At 67.0% G+C, this 20318-nt stretch carries 22 protein-coding genes; 10 read left to right on the top strand and 12 right to left on the bottom strand.

The features are described 5' to 3' along the window. Positions 1-29: 29 nt before the first annotated feature. From IM816_RS04490 to wrbA, 3 genes are all read right to left on the bottom strand, one after another. Entirely contained in the window at positions 30-1700 is a 1671-nt protein-coding gene (locus tag IM816_RS04490; protein WP_345779967.1) for an acyl-CoA dehydrogenase family protein, read from the bottom strand. A gap of 105 nt (positions 1701-1805) precedes the next feature. Further along, positions 1806-2144 (bottom strand): DUF2069 domain-containing protein, encoded by a 339-nt coding sequence (locus IM816_RS04495; protein ID WP_072322885.1) that lies wholly within the window; start codon positions 2142-2144, stop codon positions 1806-1808. Then, positions 2141-2743 carry an NAD(P)H:quinone oxidoreductase gene (gene wrbA, locus IM816_RS04500; RefSeq protein WP_250339939.1) on the bottom strand — a complete coding sequence of 201 codons (603 nt, stop codon included), beginning with the start codon at positions 2741-2743 and terminating at the stop codon, positions 2141-2143. Before wrbA ends, IM816_RS04495 begins: the two co-directional genes overlap by 4 nt. Before the next feature lie 80 nt (positions 2744-2823). On the opposite strand from wrbA, the gene IM816_RS04505 reads away from it, so the two are divergent. Genes IM816_RS04505 through IM816_RS04515 form a run of 3 tightly spaced genes read left to right on the top strand, consistent with a single transcriptional unit; the run spans position 2824 to position 4830 of the window. Beyond that, complete coding sequence (locus tag IM816_RS04505; protein WP_250339940.1) at positions 2824-4095, top strand: YihY family inner membrane protein; 1272 nt, start codon at positions 2824-2826, stop codon at positions 4093-4095. After that, entirely contained in the window at positions 4092-4559 is a 468-nt protein-coding gene (locus IM816_RS04510; protein WP_250339941.1) for a TlpA family protein disulfide reductase, read from the top strand. The genes IM816_RS04505 and IM816_RS04510 overlap by 4 nt, the downstream gene beginning before the upstream one ends. Before the next feature lies 1 nt (position 4560). Continuing rightward, on the top strand, positions 4561-4830 hold the full coding sequence (locus tag IM816_RS04515; RefSeq protein WP_250339942.1) for an acylphosphatase: 270 nt from the start codon (positions 4561-4563) through the stop codon (positions 4828-4830). Between the two features lie 49 nt (positions 4831-4879). Here IM816_RS04515 and IM816_RS04520 read toward each other — a convergent pair whose 3' ends face one another. Then, complete coding sequence (locus IM816_RS04520; protein ID WP_250339943.1) at positions 4880-5317, bottom strand: copper chaperone PCu(A)C; 438 nt, start codon at positions 5315-5317, stop codon at positions 4880-4882. Then, on the bottom strand, positions 5317-5934 hold the full coding sequence (locus IM816_RS04525) for an SCO family protein (protein WP_250339944.1): 618 nt from the start codon (positions 5932-5934) through the stop codon (positions 5317-5319). The genes IM816_RS04520 and IM816_RS04525 overlap by 1 nt, the downstream gene beginning before the upstream one ends. 79 nt (positions 5935-6013) lie before the next feature. Here IM816_RS04525 and IM816_RS04530 point away from each other — a divergent pair, with 79 nt between their 5' ends. Continuing rightward, the gene (locus IM816_RS04530; protein WP_250339945.1) at positions 6014-6391 is read left to right on the top strand and encodes a DUF423 domain-containing protein; all 378 of its coding nucleotides are present in this window, start codon (positions 6014-6016) and stop codon (positions 6389-6391) included. 462 nt (positions 6392-6853) lie between these two features. On the opposite strand, the gene IM816_RS04535 is transcribed toward IM816_RS04530, so the two are convergent. The 3 genes from IM816_RS04535 to IM816_RS04545 all read right to left on the bottom strand — a co-directional run bounded on the left by IM816_RS04535 (position 6854) and on the right by IM816_RS04545 (position 9468). Continuing rightward, positions 6854-7039: a type II toxin-antitoxin system antitoxin gene (locus IM816_RS04535; RefSeq protein WP_072322893.1), complete on the bottom strand. Its 186-nt coding sequence runs from the start codon at positions 7037-7039 to the stop codon at positions 6854-6856. Between the two features lie 4 nt (positions 7040-7043). Beyond that, positions 7044-7910: an SPFH domain-containing protein gene (locus tag IM816_RS04540; protein WP_250339946.1), complete on the bottom strand. Its 867-nt coding sequence runs from the start codon at positions 7908-7910 to the stop codon at positions 7044-7046. 64 nt (positions 7911-7974) lie between these two features. Further along, the gene (locus IM816_RS04545) at positions 7975-9468 is read right to left on the bottom strand and encodes a transglutaminase-like domain-containing protein (protein ID WP_250339947.1); all 1494 of its coding nucleotides are present in this window, start codon (positions 9466-9468) and stop codon (positions 7975-7977) included. Positions 9469-9592: 124 nt separating this feature from the next. Here IM816_RS04545 and purT point away from each other — a divergent pair, with 124 nt between their 5' ends. The 5 genes from purT (at position 9593) to IM816_RS04570 (ending at position 16351) form a co-directional block, all read left to right on the top strand. Next, positions 9593-10774, top strand: a complete 1182-nt coding sequence (gene purT / locus IM816_RS04550; RefSeq protein ID WP_250339948.1) for a formate-dependent phosphoribosylglycinamide formyltransferase — start codon at positions 9593-9595, stop codon at positions 10772-10774. 75 nt (positions 10775-10849) lie between these two features. Continuing rightward, positions 10850-12559, top strand: a complete 1710-nt coding sequence (locus tag IM816_RS04555; RefSeq protein WP_072322897.1) for a hypothetical protein — start codon at positions 10850-10852, stop codon at positions 12557-12559. Beyond that, positions 12556-13404: an SDR family oxidoreductase gene (locus tag IM816_RS04560; protein ID WP_250339949.1), complete on the top strand. Its 849-nt coding sequence runs from the start codon at positions 12556-12558 to the stop codon at positions 13402-13404. The genes IM816_RS04555 and IM816_RS04560 overlap by 4 nt, the downstream gene beginning before the upstream one ends. Before the next feature lie 97 nt (positions 13405-13501). Beyond that, positions 13502-15829, top strand: coding sequence for a penicillin-binding protein 1B (mrcB, locus tag IM816_RS04565; protein ID WP_250339950.1), 2328 nt, complete (start codon positions 13502-13504; stop codon positions 15827-15829). A 3-nt stretch (positions 15830-15832) separates the two neighbouring features. After that, positions 15833-16351 carry a tetratricopeptide repeat protein gene (locus IM816_RS04570; RefSeq protein ID WP_250339951.1) on the top strand — a complete coding sequence of 173 codons (519 nt, stop codon included), beginning with the start codon at positions 15833-15835 and terminating at the stop codon, positions 16349-16351. Between the two features lie 82 nt (positions 16352-16433). On the opposite strand, the gene hemE is transcribed toward IM816_RS04570, so the two are convergent. From hemE to IM816_RS04590, 4 genes are all read right to left on the bottom strand, one after another. Then, a complete protein-coding gene (gene hemE / locus IM816_RS04575) occupies positions 16434-17501 on the bottom strand; it encodes a uroporphyrinogen decarboxylase (RefSeq protein WP_250339952.1) in 1068 nt (355 codons plus the stop codon). After that, complete coding sequence (locus tag IM816_RS04580) at positions 17491-17754, bottom strand: WGR domain-containing protein (RefSeq protein ID WP_072322901.1); 264 nt, start codon at positions 17752-17754, stop codon at positions 17491-17493. The genes hemE and IM816_RS04580 overlap by 11 nt, the downstream gene beginning before the upstream one ends. A gap of 72 nt (positions 17755-17826) precedes the next feature. After that, positions 17827-18915: a 3-dehydroquinate synthase gene (aroB, locus tag IM816_RS04585; protein ID WP_250339953.1), complete on the bottom strand. Its 1089-nt coding sequence runs from the start codon at positions 18913-18915 to the stop codon at positions 17827-17829. Then, the gene (locus tag IM816_RS04590) at positions 18900-19445 is read right to left on the bottom strand and encodes a shikimate kinase (protein WP_072323199.1); all 546 of its coding nucleotides are present in this window, start codon (positions 19443-19445) and stop codon (positions 18900-18902) included. The genes aroB and IM816_RS04590 overlap by 16 nt, the downstream gene beginning before the upstream one ends. 22 nt (positions 19446-19467) lie before the next feature. Between IM816_RS04590 and IM816_RS04595 the strand changes: the two genes are divergently transcribed. Beyond that, positions 19468-20307, top strand: coding sequence for an NAD-dependent epimerase/dehydratase family protein (locus IM816_RS04595; protein WP_250339954.1), 840 nt, complete (start codon positions 19468-19470; stop codon positions 20305-20307). Positions 20308-20318: the final 11 nt, after the last annotated feature.

Consider the following 20318-nt stretch of genomic DNA (forward strand, 5'->3'; position numbering starts at 1 on the left):
CTGGGAAGCGGGCGAAACGGGTCGACATTCTACATCGCTCGCGCGGCGCCGCCCGGACGGGGCGCCACGTCGGACGCCAGCAAGGCATCGTCCTCGTGTTCGGGCAGCGCCAGGCGGTCTAGCCCTCGCGCCATGAACCGGCGACACGCGGCGGCAGGGCGCGGATCGCCGTCCTCAGCTCCCCATCGTGCGGAGCGCGCCAGCAGCGCCGCGGCCATGCAGCGAGCCAGGGTGAAGGCCAGTCCGCGCGCCGAGGCTTCCAGCGCCGCCCGGTCGGCGGCGACGTCGGCGAGCAGGGATTCTGCCGCATTGAGCGCGGTGACAATGGCCGCCCGTTCCGGTGGGTCTCCCGGCAACAGCGCGTCCACCGCCTGACGCAAGGGTGCGAGCCCACCCGAAAGCGCGCGCAGCATGTCCAGCGAAAGGACATTCGTGGTGCCTTCCCAGATCGCGTACACCTGCGCGTCGCGCAGCAACTGCGGCAGTCCGGTGTCTTCGATGTACCCGGCGCCGCCGAAGCATTCGAGCGCTTCGGAGACGACGCGGATCGATACCTTCGCCGTCCACAGTTTTGCCAGGGGCGTCAGCAGGCGGAGCAGGGCCACTTCGTGCGCCTCGGCATGGCCGTGTTCCGTCCGACCCAAAAGCTCCGCGACGTAGAAGGTCAATGAGAATGCCGCCTCGTAGTCGGCTTGCATGTCGGCCAACGTGCGCGCATGCAAGGGATGCTCGATGAGGCGCCGACCGAAGGCATCGCGACGCAGCGCGTAATCACGCGCCAATGCGATGGCGCGAGCCATGCTCGCCACGGCGCAGACGGCGTTCCAGGTGCGCGTCACGTTGAGCATCGGCGCGATCTGGCGAACGCCATGATCGAGCGGGCCGACCGGCGTAGCCGGCAGGCCATCGAGATGAATCTCCGCAGTGGGCAGTTCGTGCGTGCCGAGCTTCTTTTTCAGGCGATCGATGGCGATGCCTCGCCAGGCGCCGTTCTCGTCCTTGGTCTCCACGTAAAACAAGGCCAGCGCTGCGGTACCGGTGCCCGCGCCCTCCGGTCGCGCCAGCGCCAACGCCGCTTCGCCCACCACCGCTGAGCTGAACCACTTGCGCCCATACAGACGCCATTGGCCGTGTTCGTCGCGACGCGCCACCGTTTCCGTGCGGCCCACATCGGAGCCGCCGGGCGTTTCGGTCATCCACTGACCCGAGAGCCAGAACGTCGCCGGATCGCGGCTCAAGAAGTGCGGCAGCGCACGCTCGATGAGCGCCGCATCGCCGGACGCGCGCAGCGCGGTGGCGGCGCCGTCCGTCATCGCCAGTGGGCAGCAATAGAACTCGCTGGCGACGTGGTACAGATAAACGCGCGCAAATGCTTCCACGCGCGCCCAGGGCGAGTCGGCGTGTCCGGCTGCGAGCACAGCGTGCCGCGTGGTGATGCCGGGTCCTTCTTCCCAGGCGGGCGTCAAGGCGATCCGATCGACGCGCGCGCCCCAGGCGTCCCATTGCGTAAGGATCGGTTCGCTGCGCGGCGTGCGACCACGGCGCTCCCATGCCATGAGGGCGTAGTCGCCCAGTGCTTCAAGATCCGGGCGCGTCGCCGCCAGTCGCTCGGACGGCAACGTGTGGCGCAGCCACGCGTTGAGGGTGCGGTCGGCATGAAAGGGATGCGCCAACTGCGGCGCGTCCTGCACAAAACCCATGGTGGCGTCCTCGGCATCGATCACAGGCATCTAGCGTGCCTGTCTGCCTGGCATCCGTCGATACGCTGCGCAACATGTCCACGGTGACGGAAACCTGGGCGGGCCCTAGCTCCGACGGCGGACGCCAACGCCAAGCGTGCCGATCAGCAGGAGCGTGAGCGCGATCTCGATCCATGCCAGCCAGCGATCGCTCGTGGAACTCCATGCCTCGGAGACGCCATGGCAGAAGTAGAACAGGGCGAGGATGCCGACCCAGAGCAGCGCGCGCGTGACGTTCGGCAGCGACAGCAACGGCAGCAGCAGCGGCGGTACGCTGAGGGCGAGGGCGACCCAGGTCGGAATCGACACCGGCGGATACAGCGCGTACCAGAGTGCTTGCAATACGAGCAGCGCCGCCCAGGCGGCCAGTCCAATGCGCTGCGTGCGCGTCGCGGCGAGGCTCACGCGCCGGGCCCCAGGCGTCGTGCGACGTCGGCGAGGCGGCGACCGAGCGCGCGCGCCAGATCCCGTTCGTGTTCGCTGACGGGATGGTCGCCACGCGCGCCCGCCAGATGGCTGGCGCCGTAGGGCGTGCCGCCGGTGGTCGTGCTGCTGAGGCCCGGTTCGGTATACGGAATGCCGACGATCAGCATGCCGTGGTGAAGCAGGGGCAGCGCCATCGACAGCAATGTGGCTTCCTGACCGCCATGCATCGAACTGGTGGACGTGAACACGGCAGCGGGCTTGCCGGCCAGCGCACCGGATGCCCACTCCGCTCCGGTCGTGTCGAGGAAGTGTTTCAGTGGCGCGGCCATGTTGCCGAAGCGCGTGGGGCTGCCCATGGCGAGGGCGACGCATTCGATGAGATCGTTGCGCGATGCATAGGGCGCGCCTTCTTCCGGTTCCGGCGGGATGACCGTTTCCGTCACCGGTGCCACGGGCGGCACCTGGCGCAGCCGTGCCCGCATGCCGGGCACTTCTTCCACGCCGCGAGCGATGAACCGGGCGAGTTGGGCGGTGTGACCGCTACGGCTGTAGTAGAGTACGAGGACGTCGTGGGACATGGATGGCCGCCTTTGCGAAGGCGCTAGTCTCGCAGAACCGCCACGCGTTCCCAATCGTTCGGGATCTTACGAGGATGGACATGCCGCTGCGCATCGATCGCGACCGCGCGCTCAGCTTCACGCGCTTCACCTGGCTTCGCTTTCTCGACGACAAGTGCTTCGAGACGGCCGGTGCACTCTCCTACACCACGCTGGTATCGCTGGTGCCGCTTACTGTGGCGATCTTCGCGATCCTCTCCGCCTTTCCCGTTTTCGCGGAGTGGCGAGGCGCACTGGCCAACTACGCCTTCCAGAACTTCGTCCCGGCCACGGGCATGAAGGTGCAGGAATACATGCTGGCCTTCGCCGACAAGGCCAGCCAGCTCACCGGCATATCGATCCTGGTCATGCTGTTCAGCGCCGTGTCGATGATGATCAGCATCGAGGATCGGCTCAACCGCATCTGGCGCGTGCGCAAGCCGCGCGGCTGGACCTCCCGCCTGCTGCTCTACTGGGCGGCACTCACCCTGGGCCCGATCCTGGTCGTGGGCGGGCTGGCCCTGTCGTCGTACATCGCCGCGTTTCCGCTGCTGCACGAGGCCGCCGATCAGCTGGTCACGCAGAGTCGCCTGCTGAACCTTCTGCCGTTCGTGATCACCTTCGTCACGCTGATCCTCATGTACACGATGGTGCCGAATCGCCGCGTGTCCTGGCGGCACGCGGCCATCGGTGCATTCCTTGGGGCGATCCTCTTCGAGTTCGCCCGCTGGGGTTTCGCCGAGTTCATCCGCAACTCGCCCAACTACGAGGAGATCTACGGCGCGCTGGCGGCCATTCCGATCTTCCTGCTGTGGATATACCTGTCGTGGATCATCGTGATCCTGGGGGCGTCCATTTCGGCGTCGATCTCGGCGTTCGAGTACACCGTGCCGCACGAGGCGCTACCCGAGGGTGCCGAATTCATCGGTCTGCTCGTCGTGCTCCAGCACTTCGTCACCGCGCAGCGCACGGGTGAAAGCGTCGATCCCGCCACGGTGCGCTTGCGCGAGCCGTACCTGCCGTCCAGTGCGATCGCATGTTATTTCGACGACCTGCAGCGCGCGGACATGATCCAGCGTGGCGAAGCCGGTGGCTGGCTGCTCAGTCGCAGCCTCGATGCCACCGAGCTGCTGCGTGTCTATCGCTGCACCCAGTACCGGCTTCCGCTGCATCCGCGTGAGCAGGTGGAGCGGCTCGGCATCGCGCTTCCCCAGGAACTGCTCGGCTTGTTGGATAATCTCGCCGCTGCGCTCGACGCTACGCTCGGCGCGCGTCTCGACCGGTTGTTCCCACCCCCGTCGGTCCCCGTCCCCACCGAGGATACCCTTGCATGATCCGCCCCTTGCTCGCCGCCGCCGCTCTCGCCGTTTCGTTGCCGGCGATCGCCGCGACGGTCGCGACTCCCGAACTCAAGGTCACCACGCTGGACAACAAGCCTTTCGACCTTGCCGCGCAGCGCGGCAAGTGGGTTGTGGTGAATTACTGGGCGACCTGGTGCGTGCCGTGCATCAAGGAAATGCCGGACATCTCCAACTATGTGAAGGGTCACAAGGATGTCGTTGCGATCGGCCTCGCTTTCGAGGACACCGACGCAAAGGACATCGTCGCGTTTCTCGACAAGCATCCTGTCGCATATCCGATTGCGCAGGTGGACGTCACGGCGCCGCCGAAGGATTTCGATCCGCCCAAGGGTCTGCCTACCACGTATCTGATTGCGCCCGATGGGCATGTGGCGCAGCGCTTCGTCGGTCCCATCACCGCGGCGAAGCTCGACGAGGCCATCGCGAAGGGGAAATGACATGCATGCCGTGCGATTCGTGGTGAGAGGCAAGGTGCAGGGCGTGTTCTTCCGCGCTTCCACTCGCGAACGCGCGCTCGCGCTGGGGCTGACCGGCCATGCCAGAAACCTGCTCGACGGCAGTGTCGAAGTGGTGGCGTATGGGAACGCCACCTCGATCGACCAACTCGAGGTATGGCTGCACGATGGGCCACCCTCGGCGGAGGTGAACGAGCTTTACCGCGAGGAACTCGGCGCTCACGACGCGCCGACCGATTTTCGTGTGAGCTAGATCGTCGGGCGCCGGATACGACCCCGGCGCGCTACTGCAATGGGCTGCATCAAGGGCCGGTCGCGTTCGCAGGGCGTGCCGTCAGCGTCACCGGCACCTTGCTGCCATCGGACAGCGTGAACGTCACCGACACCGCATCGCCCGGTTTTACCGGGTGTTTTGCCTGCATCAGCATCACGTGGTAACCGCCGGGCGCGAAGGTGACCTTGCCGCTCGGCGGAAGAGGGACGCTGTCTACCATCTCCATGCGACCCATGCCGCCTTCCGTGCTGCTGCGGTGGATCATCGCGTCGGCATAGTCGGGGCTGCTCGCGCTCACGATCGACACCGCGCGGTCGGTCTCATTCCGAAGCGTGACGTAGCCACCCGCTGGCAGGTTACCCGGCAGCACGCGGACCCAGCCGTCGCTGGCGACGACGGTCGCCGGCTCCGCGGCGTATACGGTGCCGCTGGCGAGCAGCGCACATGTGAGAAGCGATCGAAACATCACGGCTGAGCCTCCATGGACGTGAGCAGGTGCAGGTCGTGCACGATATCGTCTTGCGCTGCGGATGGCGTCGCCAGTAGCCGCGCCTTGCCTTGGCCGTCGAAGATATAAATCGCGGAGCTGTGGCTCACTTCGTAGTTGCCGTCGCCGCGATCCGGCTCGCGGGTGAAGGCGGAGCGATATCGTTTCGCGAGTGCCTCCACTTCGGCATTGGAACCCACCAAGCCGACCGCGCGCTTGTCGAAGGCATTGACGTAGTCGTGCATGATCGCGGGTGTGTCACGCGCCGGATCGACGCTGACGAAGAGGATGCGCACGCGATCCGCTGGCGCACCCAATCGATCGAGTATCACGTGCAACTGGGTCAGGGTCAGCGGGCACACGTCGGGGCAGTGCGTGTAACCGAAATACATGAGCACCACTTTGCCCTTGAAGTCCGCGCCGGTGACCGGCTTGCCGTTGTCGTCGGTCAGGCGGAAGTCGAGGTCCGGAAGATGGCCGGAGACGTCCGTGAGCCGCCATTCGGGCTGCGGCTCGCGCTGGCAGGCGCCGAGCACGGCGATGGCGACGAGGGCGAACAGGCCCAGCAGGGCCCGGCGGCAGGTGGATGGCTTCATGCGACACTCCGCGGGATATCCTGCGAAGGATACGCCACCCATGCCGGCGATCCGGCACACCTGTCCAGGAAATCCGCGCATGCGACACCGTGTCAGTAACGCCACCGCTGCGCTCGTCGGTGCCGCTGGCGCCACCGCCGTGGCCTTCGGCGCCTTCGGCGCGCACGCCCTGCGCAACACGCTGGACGCGTCTGCGCTGGCGACGTGGCACACGGGCGTGGAATACCATTTCTGGCACGCGCTGGCCCTGCTGGCGACCTGTCTTCTGCCCGCGAGCCGTGCTCGTCAGGTCGCCCAAAGCGCCTTTGCGTTGGGCATCCTGTTCTTTTCCGGAAGCCTGTATGCGCTGGCGCTCGGGGCGCCACGCTGGTTTGGACCCGTCACGCCGCTGGGCGGCGTGGCATTCATTGTGGGCTGGCTTGCGCTCGGCTTCGCGCTGCGGGCGAACCGCGATTGATAGGGATCCGCTGGTGGGAGCCAGGCTGCTGGCGATGGGAACTTGCCTTGCTGCTACACCGCTTCGTTGGCTCATCGCCACCAGGGTGGCTCCCACCGGTGCTCCTGGCCTTTCGCCGCCATGGTGTGGCGATGGGGCCTGCCGGTGGGAGCCAGGCTGCTGGCGATGGGAACTTGCCTTGCTGCTACACCGCTTCGTTGGCTTATCGCCACCAGGGTGGCTCCCACCGGTGCTCTTGGCCTTTCGCCGCCATGGTGTGGCAATGGAGCCTGCCGGTGGGAGCCAGCCCGCTGGCGATCGGGGCTTGCCCTGCTGCTACACCGCTTCGTTGGCTTATCGCCGCCAGGGTGGCTCCCACCGGTGCTGTTGGCCTTTCGCCGCCATGGTGTGGCAATGGAGCCTGCCGGTGGGAGCCAGCCTGCTGGCGATGGAAGCTTGCCTCGACGGCTGGCGATACGCGCATCATTCGTCGGGATCGTCCACCGGATCGACCTTCTTCGATTTCAGACGTCCGCTGCGGCGAAGCGCGTCGCGCAGTACGTATTCGATCTGCGCGTTGAGCGAGCGCAACTCGTCCTCGGACCATGCCTGCATGGCATCGAGGACGGCTGCGCTGATGCGCAAGGGGTAGGCTTTTTTCTCGGCCACGCGTTCAGCTGTACAGTGTGCCGGCGTTGACGACGGGTTGCGTAGCGCGATCGCCGCATAGCACCACCAGCAGATTCGACACCATCGCGGCCTTGCGCTCTTCGTCGAGTTCCACCACGCCTTGCGCGCGCAGTTGATCCAGGGCCATGGCCACCATGCCGACGGCGCCTTCCACGATGCGTTCGCGCGCCGCCACGATGGCATTCGCCTGCTGGCGTTGCAGCATCGCCTGGGCGATTTCCTGTGCGTAAGCAAGATGGCTGATACGCGATTCGATCACCTGCACACCGGCCTTCTGCAGACGCGCCTCGATTTCCTGACGCAGATGATTGTTCACTTCGTCGCCGTGGCTGCGTAGCGACACCTTGCTGTCGTCATGGGCGTCATAGGCATAGCTCTGCGCCATCTGCCGGAGCGCCGATTCGCTCTGGATCTGCACGAAGTTCTCGTAGTCATCGACGCAGAAGACGGCTTCCGCGGTGTCCACCACCTGCCAGACCACGATGGCCGCGATCTCGATCGGATTGCCGTCGTTGTCGTTGACCTTCAGCCGGCTGCTTTCGAAGTTGCGCACGCGCAGGCTGACCGGTCGCCGTGTGTAGAACGGGTTGGTCCAGCGCAGGCCTTCCCGGCGTTCGGTACCGGCGTATTTACCGAACAACTGCATCACCTGGCCCTGGTTCGGCTGGACCTGGAAAAAACCCTTGATGAGAAACGCAACGACCGGAATGAGCACGACGCCGCTGGCGGCGAAGGGGCTGCGTCCAAGCGTGCCGAGATAAAGCGCCGCGCTTGCGGCCAGCAGGATCAGGACAAGCAGCACGACGGCAGTAGGAATACCTGGCAATGATGCGGCGGGACGTTCGTTCATGGCGATGTGACCCCTGGGTTGGCGGGGTCATTTGATATCAAATCGATATCACTATCAAGTACCGTCAGGGCGCGCCCCTTCCGCCGCCTGCCGGGGCACCGGCATCGCTCGGTCCTGGCAGGTCGATGAGGTTCGAACCGGGGATGGCGCGTTCGATCCGGATATTCCCCAACGCGTTCATGGCGGCGAAGAAGCGCCATGGTTCACCGGCGCCCGTACCGAGCGCGATATGGGTCGAATCGAAGCGACGCTGTGCAGAATCGAAACTGATCCAGCGATGGTCGATCCATGCCTGGGTCCAGGCATGCGGCACGAACACCCGCGACGCGCCGCCCATCCGCTCGGCATACACGATGCCGGTGACGACGCGCGCAGGAATGCCGACGGCTCGGGCCAGGGCGGTCAGCAGTACCGCATGTTCCGTGCAGTCGCCACGCCGCGTCTGCAAGGTTTCCAGTGCCGAGGCGTAGCCGACGTCGAGGCCTTTGGCATCGATGTAGTCGGAGAGGAAGGAGCGCAGGCGTCGCATCTTTTGCAGGTCGGTTTGCGCATCGCCGACCACGTGCTTGGCGAAGGCGACGAGATCCGGATCGGCCGATTGCACCCAGGCGTTGGGCGCGGTGTCTTCCGGCAACGGACCGGGCTCGTCGCCGTGGCGCATGCCGAAACCGACGTCCACGACGTAGATACCGTCGCCGAGGGGGCGGACCAACTGCTCATCGGTATTGATGAACGGGTTCGGCTGCGAACCGCGTACGGAGATCGTGTAGCGGACCGGTACCGAGCGCAGCGCGAGGACCATGGGACGCGGCGACGTCACCATAGCCGCGCGGAGCATATCGATGTCCTGGTCGGGCGCCTGCGCGCAGGCGGCGTCGCAGGCTGCCATCTCCAGACGGAAGCCGAGCAGCGGTGCGAGGCTGCGCTGGATGAAGCCCTCGTCGTCGACCCATACGTCCACGGCGCGATCGTCCGGTGCGTTCGCGATTGCCTGCCGGATATGGTGCAGGCGCACGCGGGCTCCGTCGGGCATGTCGACCATGTCGTCGCCCACCACTGTGACGTCCACGTCCGCCACCTGTTGCCTGACCGAATCGAAGTTGCGCAGGCGGTAGGTCGTGCCCGGTTTGAAGCCGTGCTCCTTCATGACGAGGCGCTGGCCTTCCGCCAGCGTGGCGCCCGTGGGCCAGATCAACAGGTTGATCTTCGACTGACCGCCAACGGTATTGGCAACCTGGAAGGTGCCGTCGGGGCGGACCTCGCCCGTGGCCAGATTCTCCTGCGTCGACATGCGCGTGCTTGCGTAGAAACCGAGCGGCCTGCCGGCTGTCGACTCGGTCGAACGCAACTCCGTGCGCAGGGCGAGGGGCGTCTTGGCGCGGGTCATGCGGAAGTCGAGCACCTGCCGGGTGACGACCTGGTCCCCCTCCGCTTGCCGGTCGATACGCAGGCTGCCGACCTTGCGGCCGTCCAGAAGGACGGTCATCCAGCGCTCCTGGGCCAGGACGGCCGACGGAATCGCGCACAGTACGGCGAGGACGACAAGAAAGCGTCTCATGAGCGTACTTCCGGATTTTGGGGACGCGACCATCACACCACTTTGGCGCCCCCAGTCAAGTACTTCTTTGGTCAGGTGGGGCGTGCCTCTAGAATGACGTTCCCCCTTATTCCGGACCCCGCGCATGAAGACCTTCGGCACGCCGCATTCCCCTACCGCGCTCAAGGTGCTCCTGCTGGGCTCCGGCGAGCTGGGCAAGGAGGTGGCCATCGAGCTGCAGCGCTTTGCCGTGGAGGTCATCGCCGTCGATCGTTACGCGAACGCGCCCGCCATGCAGGTGGCGCATCGTAGCCACGTCATCGACATGCTCGACGGCGCTGCGCTGCGTGCGTTGATCGAACAGGAAAAGCCGGACCTCGTCGTGCCGGAGATCGAAGCGATCCACACCGCCACGCTGGTCGAGATGGAGAAGGACGGCCTGAAGGTCGTGCCGACCGCGAAGGCGGCGTGGCTGACCATGAATCGCGAAGGCATCCGTCGGCTCGCTGCCGAAGAGCTCGGGCTGCCCACGTCGCCGTACCGCTTCTGCGACACGCGCGAGGCGTTTCTCGATGCCGTGGCGGAGCTGGGTACGCCGTGCGTGGTGAAGCCGGTGATGAGCTCGTCCGGCAAGGGGCAGAGTGTCGTGCGTTCCGCCGCCGATGCGGATGCCGCCTGGGACTATGCGCAATCCGGCGGGCGCGCCGGCAAGGGCAGGGTGATCGTGGAGGGCTTCATCGACTTCGACTACGAGATCACTCTCCTCACCGTGCGCCACCGCAACGGTGTTTCGTTCTGCGCGCCGATCGGCCATCGCCAGGAAGACGGGGACTATCGCGAATCGTGGCAGCCGCAACCGATGAGCGACGCGGCGCGTGCCGCGGCCGAGAAGCAAGCCGACGTCATCACGTCGGCGCTCGGAGGCTGGGGCGTGTTCGGCGTCGAGTTCTTCGTGCGCGGCGACGAAGTGATCTTTTCCGAGGTCAGTCCGCGTCCGCACGATACCGGTCTGGTCACGCTCATCTCGCAGGATCTTTCGGAGTTCGCGCTGCATGCGCGAGCCATCCTCGGGCTGCCCGTGCCGGAGATCCATGCGTTTGCGCCTGCCGCCTCCTGTGCCGTGCTGGTGGAGGGCGAAGGACTCGCACCGACCTACCACGGCGTGGCCGATGCGCTCGCCGAAACCGGCACGATGCTTCGCATCTTCGGCAAGCCGGAAGTGCGCGGTCGCCGACGCATGGCGGTGACGCTGGCGCGCGCGGCGACGGTCGAAGAGGCGCTGGAGAAGGCCAAGCGGGCGGCGAGCCGCATCCGAGTGGAACTCTAACGGCCAGGGGCGCTCTACAACGAGCGTTCACGCCCGAATGTTAAGCTCCCTCGCTCCTATGGACGATCGAATCTCATGAGCGGACGCAGAGACAGCCACGACCGCGACGCGCGCGGTCGCACCGAACCCACGCTCGGACGGCTCGACGACCTCGACAAGCCGGCGACGCCACCCGACGACGGCCTGCCGCACATCGTGGTCGACGCGCCGCGCCGTCCCACGGGTGCCCGACCGCCTGCGTCCCCGCGGGGGCCGCGCAAACGCGGTTGGCTGATTCCTCTGCTGGTGCTGGCGTTGATCGGCGTGCTCACCGGTCTCTGGTTGCAGCAGGATCGTTTGCGCAATCTGGTGCCCGCCACCGAGCTCAACGACACACTCGCGCAGGCCAATCGCGCGCTCGCCGACGGTCGTCTCGACGGCACCGCGGGCGACAGCGCGCGCGAACTGTTCGAGAAGGCGCGCGACCAGCAACCGGACAGCGACCAGGCGCGCGACGGCCTGCGTCGCGTGGGCCAGGCCGAAGTGGCGCGCGCCGACGCAGCCCTGGAAGCAGGACGCCTCGACGAAGCCGAGGCAGCGCTCAACGTCGCCCGCGAATTGCTCGGCGGTGGCAGCGATGTGGAACGGTTGAGCCAACGACTCTCTCAGGCGCGCAATCCGCAAGGTCGCACCGAATCCCTGATCGATCAGGCGCAGCAGGCCTTTGCGGCGGGCCATCTGGACGGCGACGACGGCGCGGGTGCGCTGTACCGCCGCGTGCTCGATGCGGACAAATCCAATGCGGTCGCGGCGCGCGGTCTCGACAAGGTCGGCGATGCGCTCGCCGCGCAGGCGCGCCAGGCCATCGCCTCCAACGACAAGGCCAAGGCCAATGCGCTGGTGGATCGCATCGCCATCCTGGTGCCCGGCTACGGCGATCTGCCTTCGCTCCGCGCGGCCCTGGCGGAAACGAGGAAGCAGGACGACCAGGCCGTCAACACGCTCATCCAGCAAGGCAACGATGCGATGCGCGAGGGGCGCTTCACGGGCGACGGCGACGACAACGCGCTGGCACGTTTCCGCGCGGCGCTCGCCGCCGATCCCGACAACGCCGAAGCGAAGGCGGGACTCGGGCGCGTAGCGCAGGCATTGATCGTCCAGGCCAATGCCGCGATCGACAGCGAAGACGACGATCAAGCGAATCGCCTGCTCGATCAGGCCGCGAAGCTCGCACCGAAGTCCGCCGAATTGGCCGCCGCGCGAGCACGCATCGCTGGCGGTGAAACCAAGGCCCCTGCATCGAACGATGGTGTGCATGTGGCTGGCGACGACGCGGCGCCCGAAGCATCGCTGGCCGTCAGCCCCGAACAGAAGGCGCGGGTTGCCGACCTCGTGCGTCGTGCGCAGGCGGCAGCGTCGCGTGGCGACATCATGGATCCGCCGGGCGACAGCGCATACGACCTTTACCGCAATGCCTTGTCCATCGACGGCAACGATCCGGCCGCGCGTGCCGGTCTGCAGGGGCTCCCCACGCAGGTGGAAAAGCAGATGCAGCAGGCGGTCGCGAACGGCAACGTGCAGCGCGCGGAGAACCTCTTCGCGACGCTCGCCGATCTTGCGCCCGGCGACACCTCGCAAGCCGACATGCGCCATCGCCTCGGCAGTGCCTGGATCGACAACGCCCTGCAACGCGCGTCGCAAGGCGATCGGACGGGCGCGTTCCAGGCGCTCGATCATGCACGTCGCTACGTGCCCAACGACCCGCGCCTGCAAAGCGCCTACGAACGTATTGCGACGGGTCGTTGAGCGAGCGGACGCCGATACTGGTCATCGGGGCATCCGGCCAGATCGGCCGGTTCCTGCTGCCGCGACTGGATGATCTCGGGCTCGACTACCTCGCCGTGAGCCGCGACCCACCACCCGGCGATTCGCGCTGGATCTCAGGCGCCCTGCCGGACGCGATGCCGCCACTGCCGCCGTTGCGCGCCGTGATCTGCCTCGGTCCGCTGGATCACCTGGCGCCCTGGCTGTCGGCAACGCGGCTCGCGGGCACGCCGCACGTCATCGCAACCTCGTCGATGAGCGCCGAGACCAAGCGCGATTCCGAGGTTCCCGCCGAGCGCGATCTGTCCCGGCGATTGCGGGATGCCGAAACCAAGACCGTCGCCACCTGCGCGTCGCGCGGCATGCCGTGGACGGTGTTTCGTCCTACGCTGATCTACGGCGCGGGTGTGGACAAGAGCCTGACGCCGGTCGTGCACACTGCCCGCCGACGTCGGCTGTTCCCGCTCCCTGCAGGCCGTGGGCAACGCCAGCCGGTGCACGCGGAAGACATTGCGGCAGCGGTCGTGGCGGCGCTTTCGTCGCCCCTGGCGGCGCAGGGGCGGACCTTTCCCATCGGCGGCGGCGAGCGGATGAGCGCGGCGGAGATGTTCAGGCGTGTTCGGCGCAGCGCGGGCGTCTTCACGCTGCCCGTGCCCGTGCCTCGCTTGGCGCTGGACCTGGCCGGATGGCTGTCCCCGGCGTTGCGAGGGCCTATTCACCGCCTCGATAGCGACCTGATCGCCGACAATCGCGAACTGGAGCGGTGCCTGGGCGTCCATCCGCGCGCCTTCCAACCCACGCCAGAGACGTGGCTTACGCCACGTTGAGCCAAGCAGCCATCGCCTTGCCAGCATCCGTTCAGATCGGCGCCGGGCGACTGCCCCTATCATCCCCGCACGTATTCTTCCCCAGGACCTCCCCGCGTTGGCCTTCCTGAATCGCCTCGGCTCCCTTCTGCGCGCCAGCTGGCCCTGGCTGCGCATTCCCTTCTGGCTGCTGATGGGGCTGGTGTTCGGCTTCCTCCTGCCGTACACCCTGATCCTCAACGCACGCCTGCAGGATCGCTTCAACGATCTCGTCTTCGCGGTACCCACGCGCGTCTACGCGCGGCCGCTGCCGTTGGCGCAGGGTTTGCCGATGACCCCGGCCGCGTTGGAACTGGAACTGACCTTCGCCGGGTACACGACCGAAGGCGGCGGCAAGATCCAGGGCAGCTATTCGAAGAACGGATCGCGCTTCCTTATTGCGTCCCACGGCTACGCCGGTCCCGATGGCGGCGAGTTGCCGCATCGCATTCGAGTCGCGCTGTCCGACGGGCAGGTCGCCTCGGTCGTCGACGACACCAACGGCAATCCGATCAAGTCGATCCACCTCGATCCGGCGCGCATCGCCACCTTGTACGGCGCGCAGCAGGAAGAACGCCGCATCGTTCGCCTCGACAACGTACCGCCTCTGCTCGTGCAGGGTCTGCAAGGTGTCGAGGATCGCGATTTCAAGAATCACATCGGCCTTGATTTTTCGGCCATCGCGCGCGCCTCGTTCGCCAACCTCCGCGCGGGACACACGGTGCAGGGCGGCTCGACGCTCACCCAGCAGCTCGTGCGCAACCTGTTCCTCGATCGCAGCCAGAACATGCTGCGCAAGGTCAACGAGGCGATCCTTTCTCTGCTGATGGAGGCGCATTACTCGAAGGGGCGCATCCTCGAGGCGTATGTCAACGAGGTCTTCCTCGGTCAGCAAGGCAACCAGGCGGTCCATGGTTTCGCCGCAGGTGGCGAGTTCTTCTTCGGTCGTCGCCTGGAAGACCTTCGCCCGCAGGAGATCGCTCTGCTGATCGGGTTGGTGAAGGGGCCGAGCTACTACGACCCACGCCGCTATCCCGATCGCGCGCTTGCCCGGCGCAATCTCGTGCTGCAGCAGTTCCACGACACCGGCCTGCTGGACGATGCGCAGACCAAGGCCGCGCAGGCGACGCCGCTCGGCATCGCGGCCAACGCCCAGTTGCCGCACAATCGCTTCCCGGCGTTCATGCAGTTGGTGCGCTCGCAGATCACCGCCGATTTCGACGAGGCGGCGCTGCGCGACGGTAGCCTGTCGATCTTCACGACCCTTGATCCGGCCGCGCAGCTCTATACCGAGCAGGCGATCCTCAGCACCATGAAGTCGCTCGGCAAGCGCGGGGCTGCCGCGCAGGCGGCCGCTGTCGTCACCGACACCAGCAATGGCAGCGTGCTTGCCGTGGTGGGCTCACGCGATCCGGGCGACCAAGGCTTCAATCGCGCGCTCGACGCGCGCCGGCCCATCGGTTCGCTGGTGAAGCCCCTGGTCTACCTGGTGGCGCTCGCGCAGCCGTCGCGCTGGTCGCTGGCCTCGATCGTGGACGACACGCCGATCAACCTGCGTCAGCCGGACGGCAAGCCGTGGACGCCGCAGAACGACGATCGCCAGATCCACGGACAGGTGCCGATGCTCGACGCACTGGTCCATTCGTGGAATCTCGCCACGGTGAACCTGGGCCTCCAGGTGGGCGTGCCGCGCATCAAGGGCTTCCTTGAGTCGTTCGGGCTGGAAGACGTGAATCCGAGCCCGTCGCTACTGCTCGGTGCCATCGATCTCTCGCCGCTGCAGGTGGCCCAGTTGTACGAGTACATCGCCGCCGACGGTCATGCCTTGCCGCTGGTGGCGGTGCGCGGCGTGATGGACGCGAAGGGCCAGGCGATCAAACGCTATGAAGTGAAGGGTGGCGACGGCGAGTATCAGACCGCCGCGCGCCTCACGACCTGGGCCATGCAGCAGGTGGTCAACGGCGGTACCGCTGCGGCCATCGGCAATTCCGGGCTCTCGTGGCTGCATGCGGCCGGCAAGACGGGCACCAGCGATAGCCAGCGCGATAGCTGGTTCGCCGGATTCACCGGCGATCGCCTCGCCATCGTCTGGATGGGCCGCGACGACAACAAGCCCACGGGCCTCTACGGCGCCACCGGCAGCATGCGCGTCTGGCAGGAATTGTTCCGCAAGCTGCCGACGCGGCCGCTGTCCGCCGCGCCGGGCGAAGGGCTGGAAATGGCCTATGTGAATCCGCAGACCGGCAAGCGTACCGACCCCTCGTGTGAGGGCGCCCGAGCATTCCCGTTTGTCTCAGGCTACGTGCCGGACGCGGAAGAGGGCTGTTTCTGGCAGCGAATCAAAGGTATGTTCGGCGGCGACGCCGAGCCCGCCGCGCCGGCCGTACCCAGTAATCCTACGGATTGACCCATGCATTACCTTCGTTTTTGCGCCTTCGCTGCCGTTACCGCCACGCTTGTCGCCGCCTGCAGCCAGCCGTCGCCGCCGCAGGCCACCCGCCCCAGCAAGCCTAACTACGACATCGTCGCCCAGGTCCGCGCGGCGGGTGAAAGGGAAAAATCCGCCATCGAGGTCGCGCCGTTGCGCGACCCGGGCGTTCAGGGTCTGGAGCATGCCGCGCAGTCCGACGAACGCGCCGGCAAGTACGATGACGCGGACGCGAAGCTGGTCCAGGCGTTGAAGCTGGCGCCGGATGCGCCGGAGCTGATCCAGGATCGCGCCGAGATCGCCATCCGCCGCCAGGATTACCCGCTGGCGGAGAAGCTGGCGAAGCAGTCGTTCGACATGGGGCCGAAGTCCGGCAGCCTGTGCGCCCGCAACTGGCAGACGATCGTCGAAATGCGCCTGCAGGCGAGCGATACCAACGGCGCCAACGCGGCCCGCGGTGAGTTGGCGAAGTGCCATATCGCCGGACCGAACCGGTTCTGATGCGCGCGAGGCCGCCAGCGGCGGCCTCGCAGTCGTTCCATCCATGAGGAAACACGGCAGCGGCCAGGCCGCCGTCGTTATCTCAGCCGCGGATGGCGCGTCCGTGCTCGTGGACCGTGTCCACGAGCACCTTGACGGTGTCCGGATCGACCTCGGGCGTGATGCCGTGGCCGAGGTTGAACACGTGCCCCGGGTGGTCGCCAAAGGCATCCAGCACGGCACGCGCCTCGCGGGCGACCACCTCCGGCGACGCACGCAGCACGGACGGATCGAGGTTGCCCTGCAGTGCCACGCGATCGCCGACGCGGCGACGCGCCTCGCCGATGTCGAGCGTCCAGTCCACGCCGAGCCCGGCGCATCCCGTGTCGGCGAGCGCTTCGAGCTGTCCACCGGCGCCCTTCGAAAAGAGGATCACCGGCAGGTCGCGGCTGGCGGCATCGGCTTTCAGCGCGTCAACCACCTGCGCCATGTAGCGCAAAGAAAGCTCGCGGAACGGACCCGGGCCGAGCAGACCGCCCCAGGTGTCGAACACCATCAGGGCCTGCGCGCCGGCCTGTGCCTGCGCGATGAGATAGGCCGCCACGGCGCGAGCCACGGTATCCAGCAGACGGTGCGCGAGGGCGGGCTCGTTCCAGGCGAGCGCCTTCACCCGCGCGAAGTCGCGTGAACCTTCGCCTTCGACCATGTAGCAGGCGAGCGTCCACGGGCTGCCGGAGAACCCGATCAGCGGTACGCGACCGTCGAGTTCACGGCGGATGAGGCGCACGGCGTCCATGACGTAGCGCAGTTCGCGATCCATGTCCGGCACGGCCAGTGCTTCGATGGCGGCGGCATCGCGCAGCGGACGCGCAAACCGCGGACCTTCGCCCTGCTCGAACGATAGGCCCAGACCCATGGCGTCGGGAATGGTCAGGATGTCCGAGAAGAGGATCGCGGCGTCCAGGTCGAAACGCGCGAGCGGTTGCAGCGTGACTTCGCAGGCGAATTCCGGATGCGTCGCCAGGCCCATGAAGCTGCCCGCTTTCGCACGCGTGGCGCGGTATTCCGGCAGGTAGCGGCCCGCCTGGCGCATGACCCAGATCGGCGTCGTGTCCGTGGGCTCGCGGCGCAGCGCGCGGAGGAAGCGGTCGTTGCGGAGTTCAGCGGCCATGCGCCGACTCCTGTCCCTGGCTGAACATGACTTTGAAACCTTTCTTGAGCTGTGCGTCGCGCGCCTTGGTGAAGGCGGCGATCGCGAGTTCGCGATCCACGAACACCTCGCGCTTGAGCATGGCCTTGCCGCCTTGCACGCCGGTTTCGCGGTACAGGGTCCACGCACCGAGCAGATCCTGTTCGAGCGTGATCTGGACGTAGCGGGGCGCTTCGGCGCCAGCGTCGGGCATGGTTTGCAGGTAGATCCGCATCTAAGGCGCCGTGGCGGGTGCAGGGCCGATCATTGTAGGGGCTTTGCCGGTGGCTTGCCTCGCACGCCTCGCCTAGGGTCTCACCAAGACGCCGAGCACGTCCTCGTCGCGCACGTGCGAGACGATCTCGGCCTTGCCGATACCACGCCAGAGAATGAGGCGCAGGGTGCCGGCCGTGTTTTTCTTATCCAGCCGCATCAGGTCGAGCAGGCGGCTTGCCGTATGCGTCTGCGACGGCTCGGTGGGAAGGCCAAGGCGTTGGAGCAGGGCGATCAGCCGCTGCGTGTCGGCAGCCGACGCCATGCCAAGACGTTCGGAAAGACGCGCGGCGAGGACCATGCCGATCGCCACGCCCTCACCATGCAGGATCTCGCTGTAGTTGCCCGCGGTTTCCAGGGCGTGTCCAAAGGTGTGGCCGAGGTTGAGCAGGGCGCGCTCGCCCTGTTCGGTTTCATCGCGCGATACAACGCCCGCCTTGTAGCGGCATTTGCGCGCAATGGCGGCTACCAGGGGCGTGGCGTCGCGGCGGACGATGGCGTCGGCGTGGTCTTCCAGCCAGGCGAAGAAGTCGGCATCGCCAATGGCGGCGCCCTTGACGATCTCGGCCAGCCCCGCCCTGAACTCGCGCTGCGGCAGCGTGTGCAACACATCGATATCGGCGATCACACCGCGTGGCTGGTGGAATGCACCGGCCAGGTTCTTGCCGGCGGGCAGGTTCACGCCCGTCTTGCCGCCGACGGAGGAATCCACCATGGCAAGAAGCGTCGTGGGCACCTGGATGAAGTCGATGCCACGCATCCAGCACGCGGCAGCGAATCCGGCGAGGTCGCCGACCACCCCGCCGCCGAGGGCGATGACGCAGGCATCGCGCGTGGCGCCGAGTTCGCCAAGCGCTTCGAGCACGCGCCCGACGTTGGCGAAGGTCTTGTGCGTCTCGCCGTCGTCGATCAGGAAGGACGACCAATGAAGCCCGTCGAGCCCCTTCGCCAGCGCATCGAGATACAGCGGCGCCACGGTGGTGTTGCTCACTACAAGCACGTGCTTCCCGCGGACGAGAGAGCGCCAGTGCGAGGCGTCGGCAAGGAGGCCCGGCCCGATACGTACCCGGTAGCTGCGGCCGGCGAGCGCAACCTCAACGGTTTCGATCAACTGCGTTTCCATCCGTCTCGTTTCCAGTGGCGTTCGAGCAGAGCGATGGCGCGGGGCACCGCGTCATCCACGCTTTCGTGGCGGCCGTGGAAGATCAGATCCGCCACGTCCTCGTAGAGTTGGGTGCGGTGTTCGGCGAGGGCCCGCAGACGGGCGAGACGATCGGGGCCCGCGAGCAGCGGTCGCGCGGTGTCGTCGCGCAGGCGCTCCAGTTGCTCGTCGACATCGACGGCGAGCATGAGCACGGTGCCGCGCGACGCCAGCACCTCGCGGTTGCCCGCGTCCAGCACCGCGCCCGCACCGGTCGCAAGCACAAGCCCTTCGCGGCGGCTAAACTCGTCCAGGTGCGCGCATTCGTGGGCGCGAAACACCGCTTCGCCCTCACGTGCGAACAGGTCTGCGATCGGCATGCCGCAGCGCGCTTCGATCTCGACGTCGAGGTCCACGAACGGCAGGCCGTAATGCGCCGCGAGGCGCTGTCCGATCGATGTCTTGCCGGCCCCGGTGGGGCCGACCAGGAACAGGTTGGGCGAAGGATTCATCACCGTCATGCTAGCAAGCCCCATGCACAGATACGAATCGATCCTGATCGCCGGTGCCGGCGATGTCGGCACACGTCTCGCGCGCCGGCTGGCCGCGGAGGGGCGGCGCGTTCACGCCCTGCGGCGTAGCGAAGCAAGCGGTGGCGACGGCATCGTTTGGCGGCGAGGGGATCTCCTTCGCCCGGACACGCTGGCCGGTCTCCCTCCGGTAGATGCCCTGGTCTTCGCAGCGACCCCCGACGCGCGCGACGAGGCGGCGTATCGCGCCGTGTTCGTGGACGGGCTGCGGCACGTGATCGATGCGCTGCCGACGCCGCCGCGGCGCACCGTGTTCGTGTCCTCGTCCGCCGTCTATGGCGAGCACGATGGCGCGTGGATAGACGAGGACACGCCGCCCGCGCCGCTGGGTTTCAACGGTCGCGTGCTGCTGGAAGCGGAGCGCTGGCTTGCCACGCGCGACGTGGGCGGGGTCAGTCTGCGTCTGGCTGGGCTGTACGGGCCCGGCCGTACGCAGCTCTTCGATCGTCTGCGCGAAGGCAAGGCAGGGGTGCCGCGCGACCGTCAGGTCTATGCCAACCGGATCCACGTCGATGACGCGGCGGCGGCGTTGGCGATGCTTTTGGACGTGGAGACGCCTGCATCGGTTTACCTCGGCGTCGACGACACGCCGTTGCCGATCGACGTTCTCTACGATCACCTGGCCGACTTGCTCGGCGCGCCCCGGCCACCGGAGGGACCGGCGCCCGCAGGCGTGGGCAACAAGCGACTGTCCAACGCGCGCTTGCGCGAGCTTGGCTTTCGTTGCGCATGGCCGGATGCCCGCGAGGGGTACGCCGCTCTCGTGCGGGCCTCCTCGGTGTAATGCGCCTAGGG

The sequence above is a fragment of the Luteibacter flocculans genome (assembly GCF_023612255.1).
Classification (GTDB): domain Bacteria; phylum Pseudomonadota; class Gammaproteobacteria; order Xanthomonadales; family Rhodanobacteraceae; genus Luteibacter; species Luteibacter flocculans.

Excerpts from the sequence above, each read along its gene's own strand:
- hemE (WP_250339952.1), bottom strand. The coding sequence starts at position 17,501 with ATGGCCGCTGAACTCCGCAACGACCGCTTCCTCCGCGCGCTGCGCCGC.
- IM816_RS04525 (WP_250339944.1), bottom strand. The coding sequence starts at position 5,934 with ATGAAGCCATCCACCTGCCGCCGGGCCCTGCTGGGCCTGTTCGCCCTC.
- IM816_RS04595 (WP_250339954.1), top strand. The coding sequence starts at position 19,468 with ATGCACAGATACGAATCGATCCTGATCGCCGGTGCCGGCGATGTCGGC.
- IM816_RS04520 (WP_250339943.1), bottom strand. The coding sequence starts at position 5,317 with ATGTTTCGATCGCTTCTCACATGTGCGCTGCTCGCCAGCGGCACCGTA.
- IM816_RS04570 (WP_250339951.1), top strand. The coding sequence starts at position 15,833 with ATGCATTACCTTCGTTTTTGCGCCTTCGCTGCCGTTACCGCCACGCTT.
- IM816_RS04510 (WP_250339941.1), top strand. The coding sequence starts at position 4,092 with ATGATCCGCCCCTTGCTCGCCGCCGCCGCTCTCGCCGTTTCGTTGCCG.
- purT (WP_250339948.1), top strand. The coding sequence starts at position 9,593 with ATGAAGACCTTCGGCACGCCGCATTCCCCTACCGCGCTCAAGGTGCTC.
- IM816_RS04580 (WP_072322901.1), bottom strand. The coding sequence starts at position 17,754 with ATGCGGATCTACCTGCAAACCATGCCCGACGCTGGCGCCGAAGCGCCC.
- IM816_RS04590 (WP_072323199.1), bottom strand. The coding sequence starts at position 19,445 with ATGAATCCTTCGCCCAACCTGTTCCTGGTCGGCCCCACCGGGGCCGGC.
- IM816_RS04490 (WP_345779967.1), bottom strand. The coding sequence starts at position 1,700 with ATGGGTTTTGTGCAGGACGCGCCGCAGTTGGCGCATCCCTTTCATGCC.
- aroB (WP_250339953.1), bottom strand. The coding sequence starts at position 18,915 with ATGGAAACGCAGTTGATCGAAACCGTTGAGGTTGCGCTCGCCGGCCGC.
- IM816_RS04515 (WP_250339942.1), top strand. The coding sequence starts at position 4,561 with ATGCATGCCGTGCGATTCGTGGTGAGAGGCAAGGTGCAGGGCGTGTTC.
- IM816_RS04555 (WP_072322897.1), top strand. The coding sequence starts at position 10,850 with ATGAGCGGACGCAGAGACAGCCACGACCGCGACGCGCGCGGTCGCACC.
- IM816_RS04505 (WP_250339940.1), top strand. The coding sequence starts at position 2,824 with ATGCCGCTGCGCATCGATCGCGACCGCGCGCTCAGCTTCACGCGCTTC.
- IM816_RS04545 (WP_250339947.1), bottom strand. The coding sequence starts at position 9,468 with ATGAGACGCTTTCTTGTCGTCCTCGCCGTACTGTGCGCGATTCCGTCG.
- IM816_RS04540 (WP_250339946.1), bottom strand. The coding sequence starts at position 7,910 with ATGAACGAACGTCCCGCCGCATCATTGCCAGGTATTCCTACTGCCGTC.
- IM816_RS04530 (WP_250339945.1), top strand. The coding sequence starts at position 6,014 with ATGCGACACCGTGTCAGTAACGCCACCGCTGCGCTCGTCGGTGCCGCT.
- wrbA (WP_250339939.1), bottom strand. The coding sequence starts at position 2,743 with ATGTCCCACGACGTCCTCGTACTCTACTACAGCCGTAGCGGTCACACC.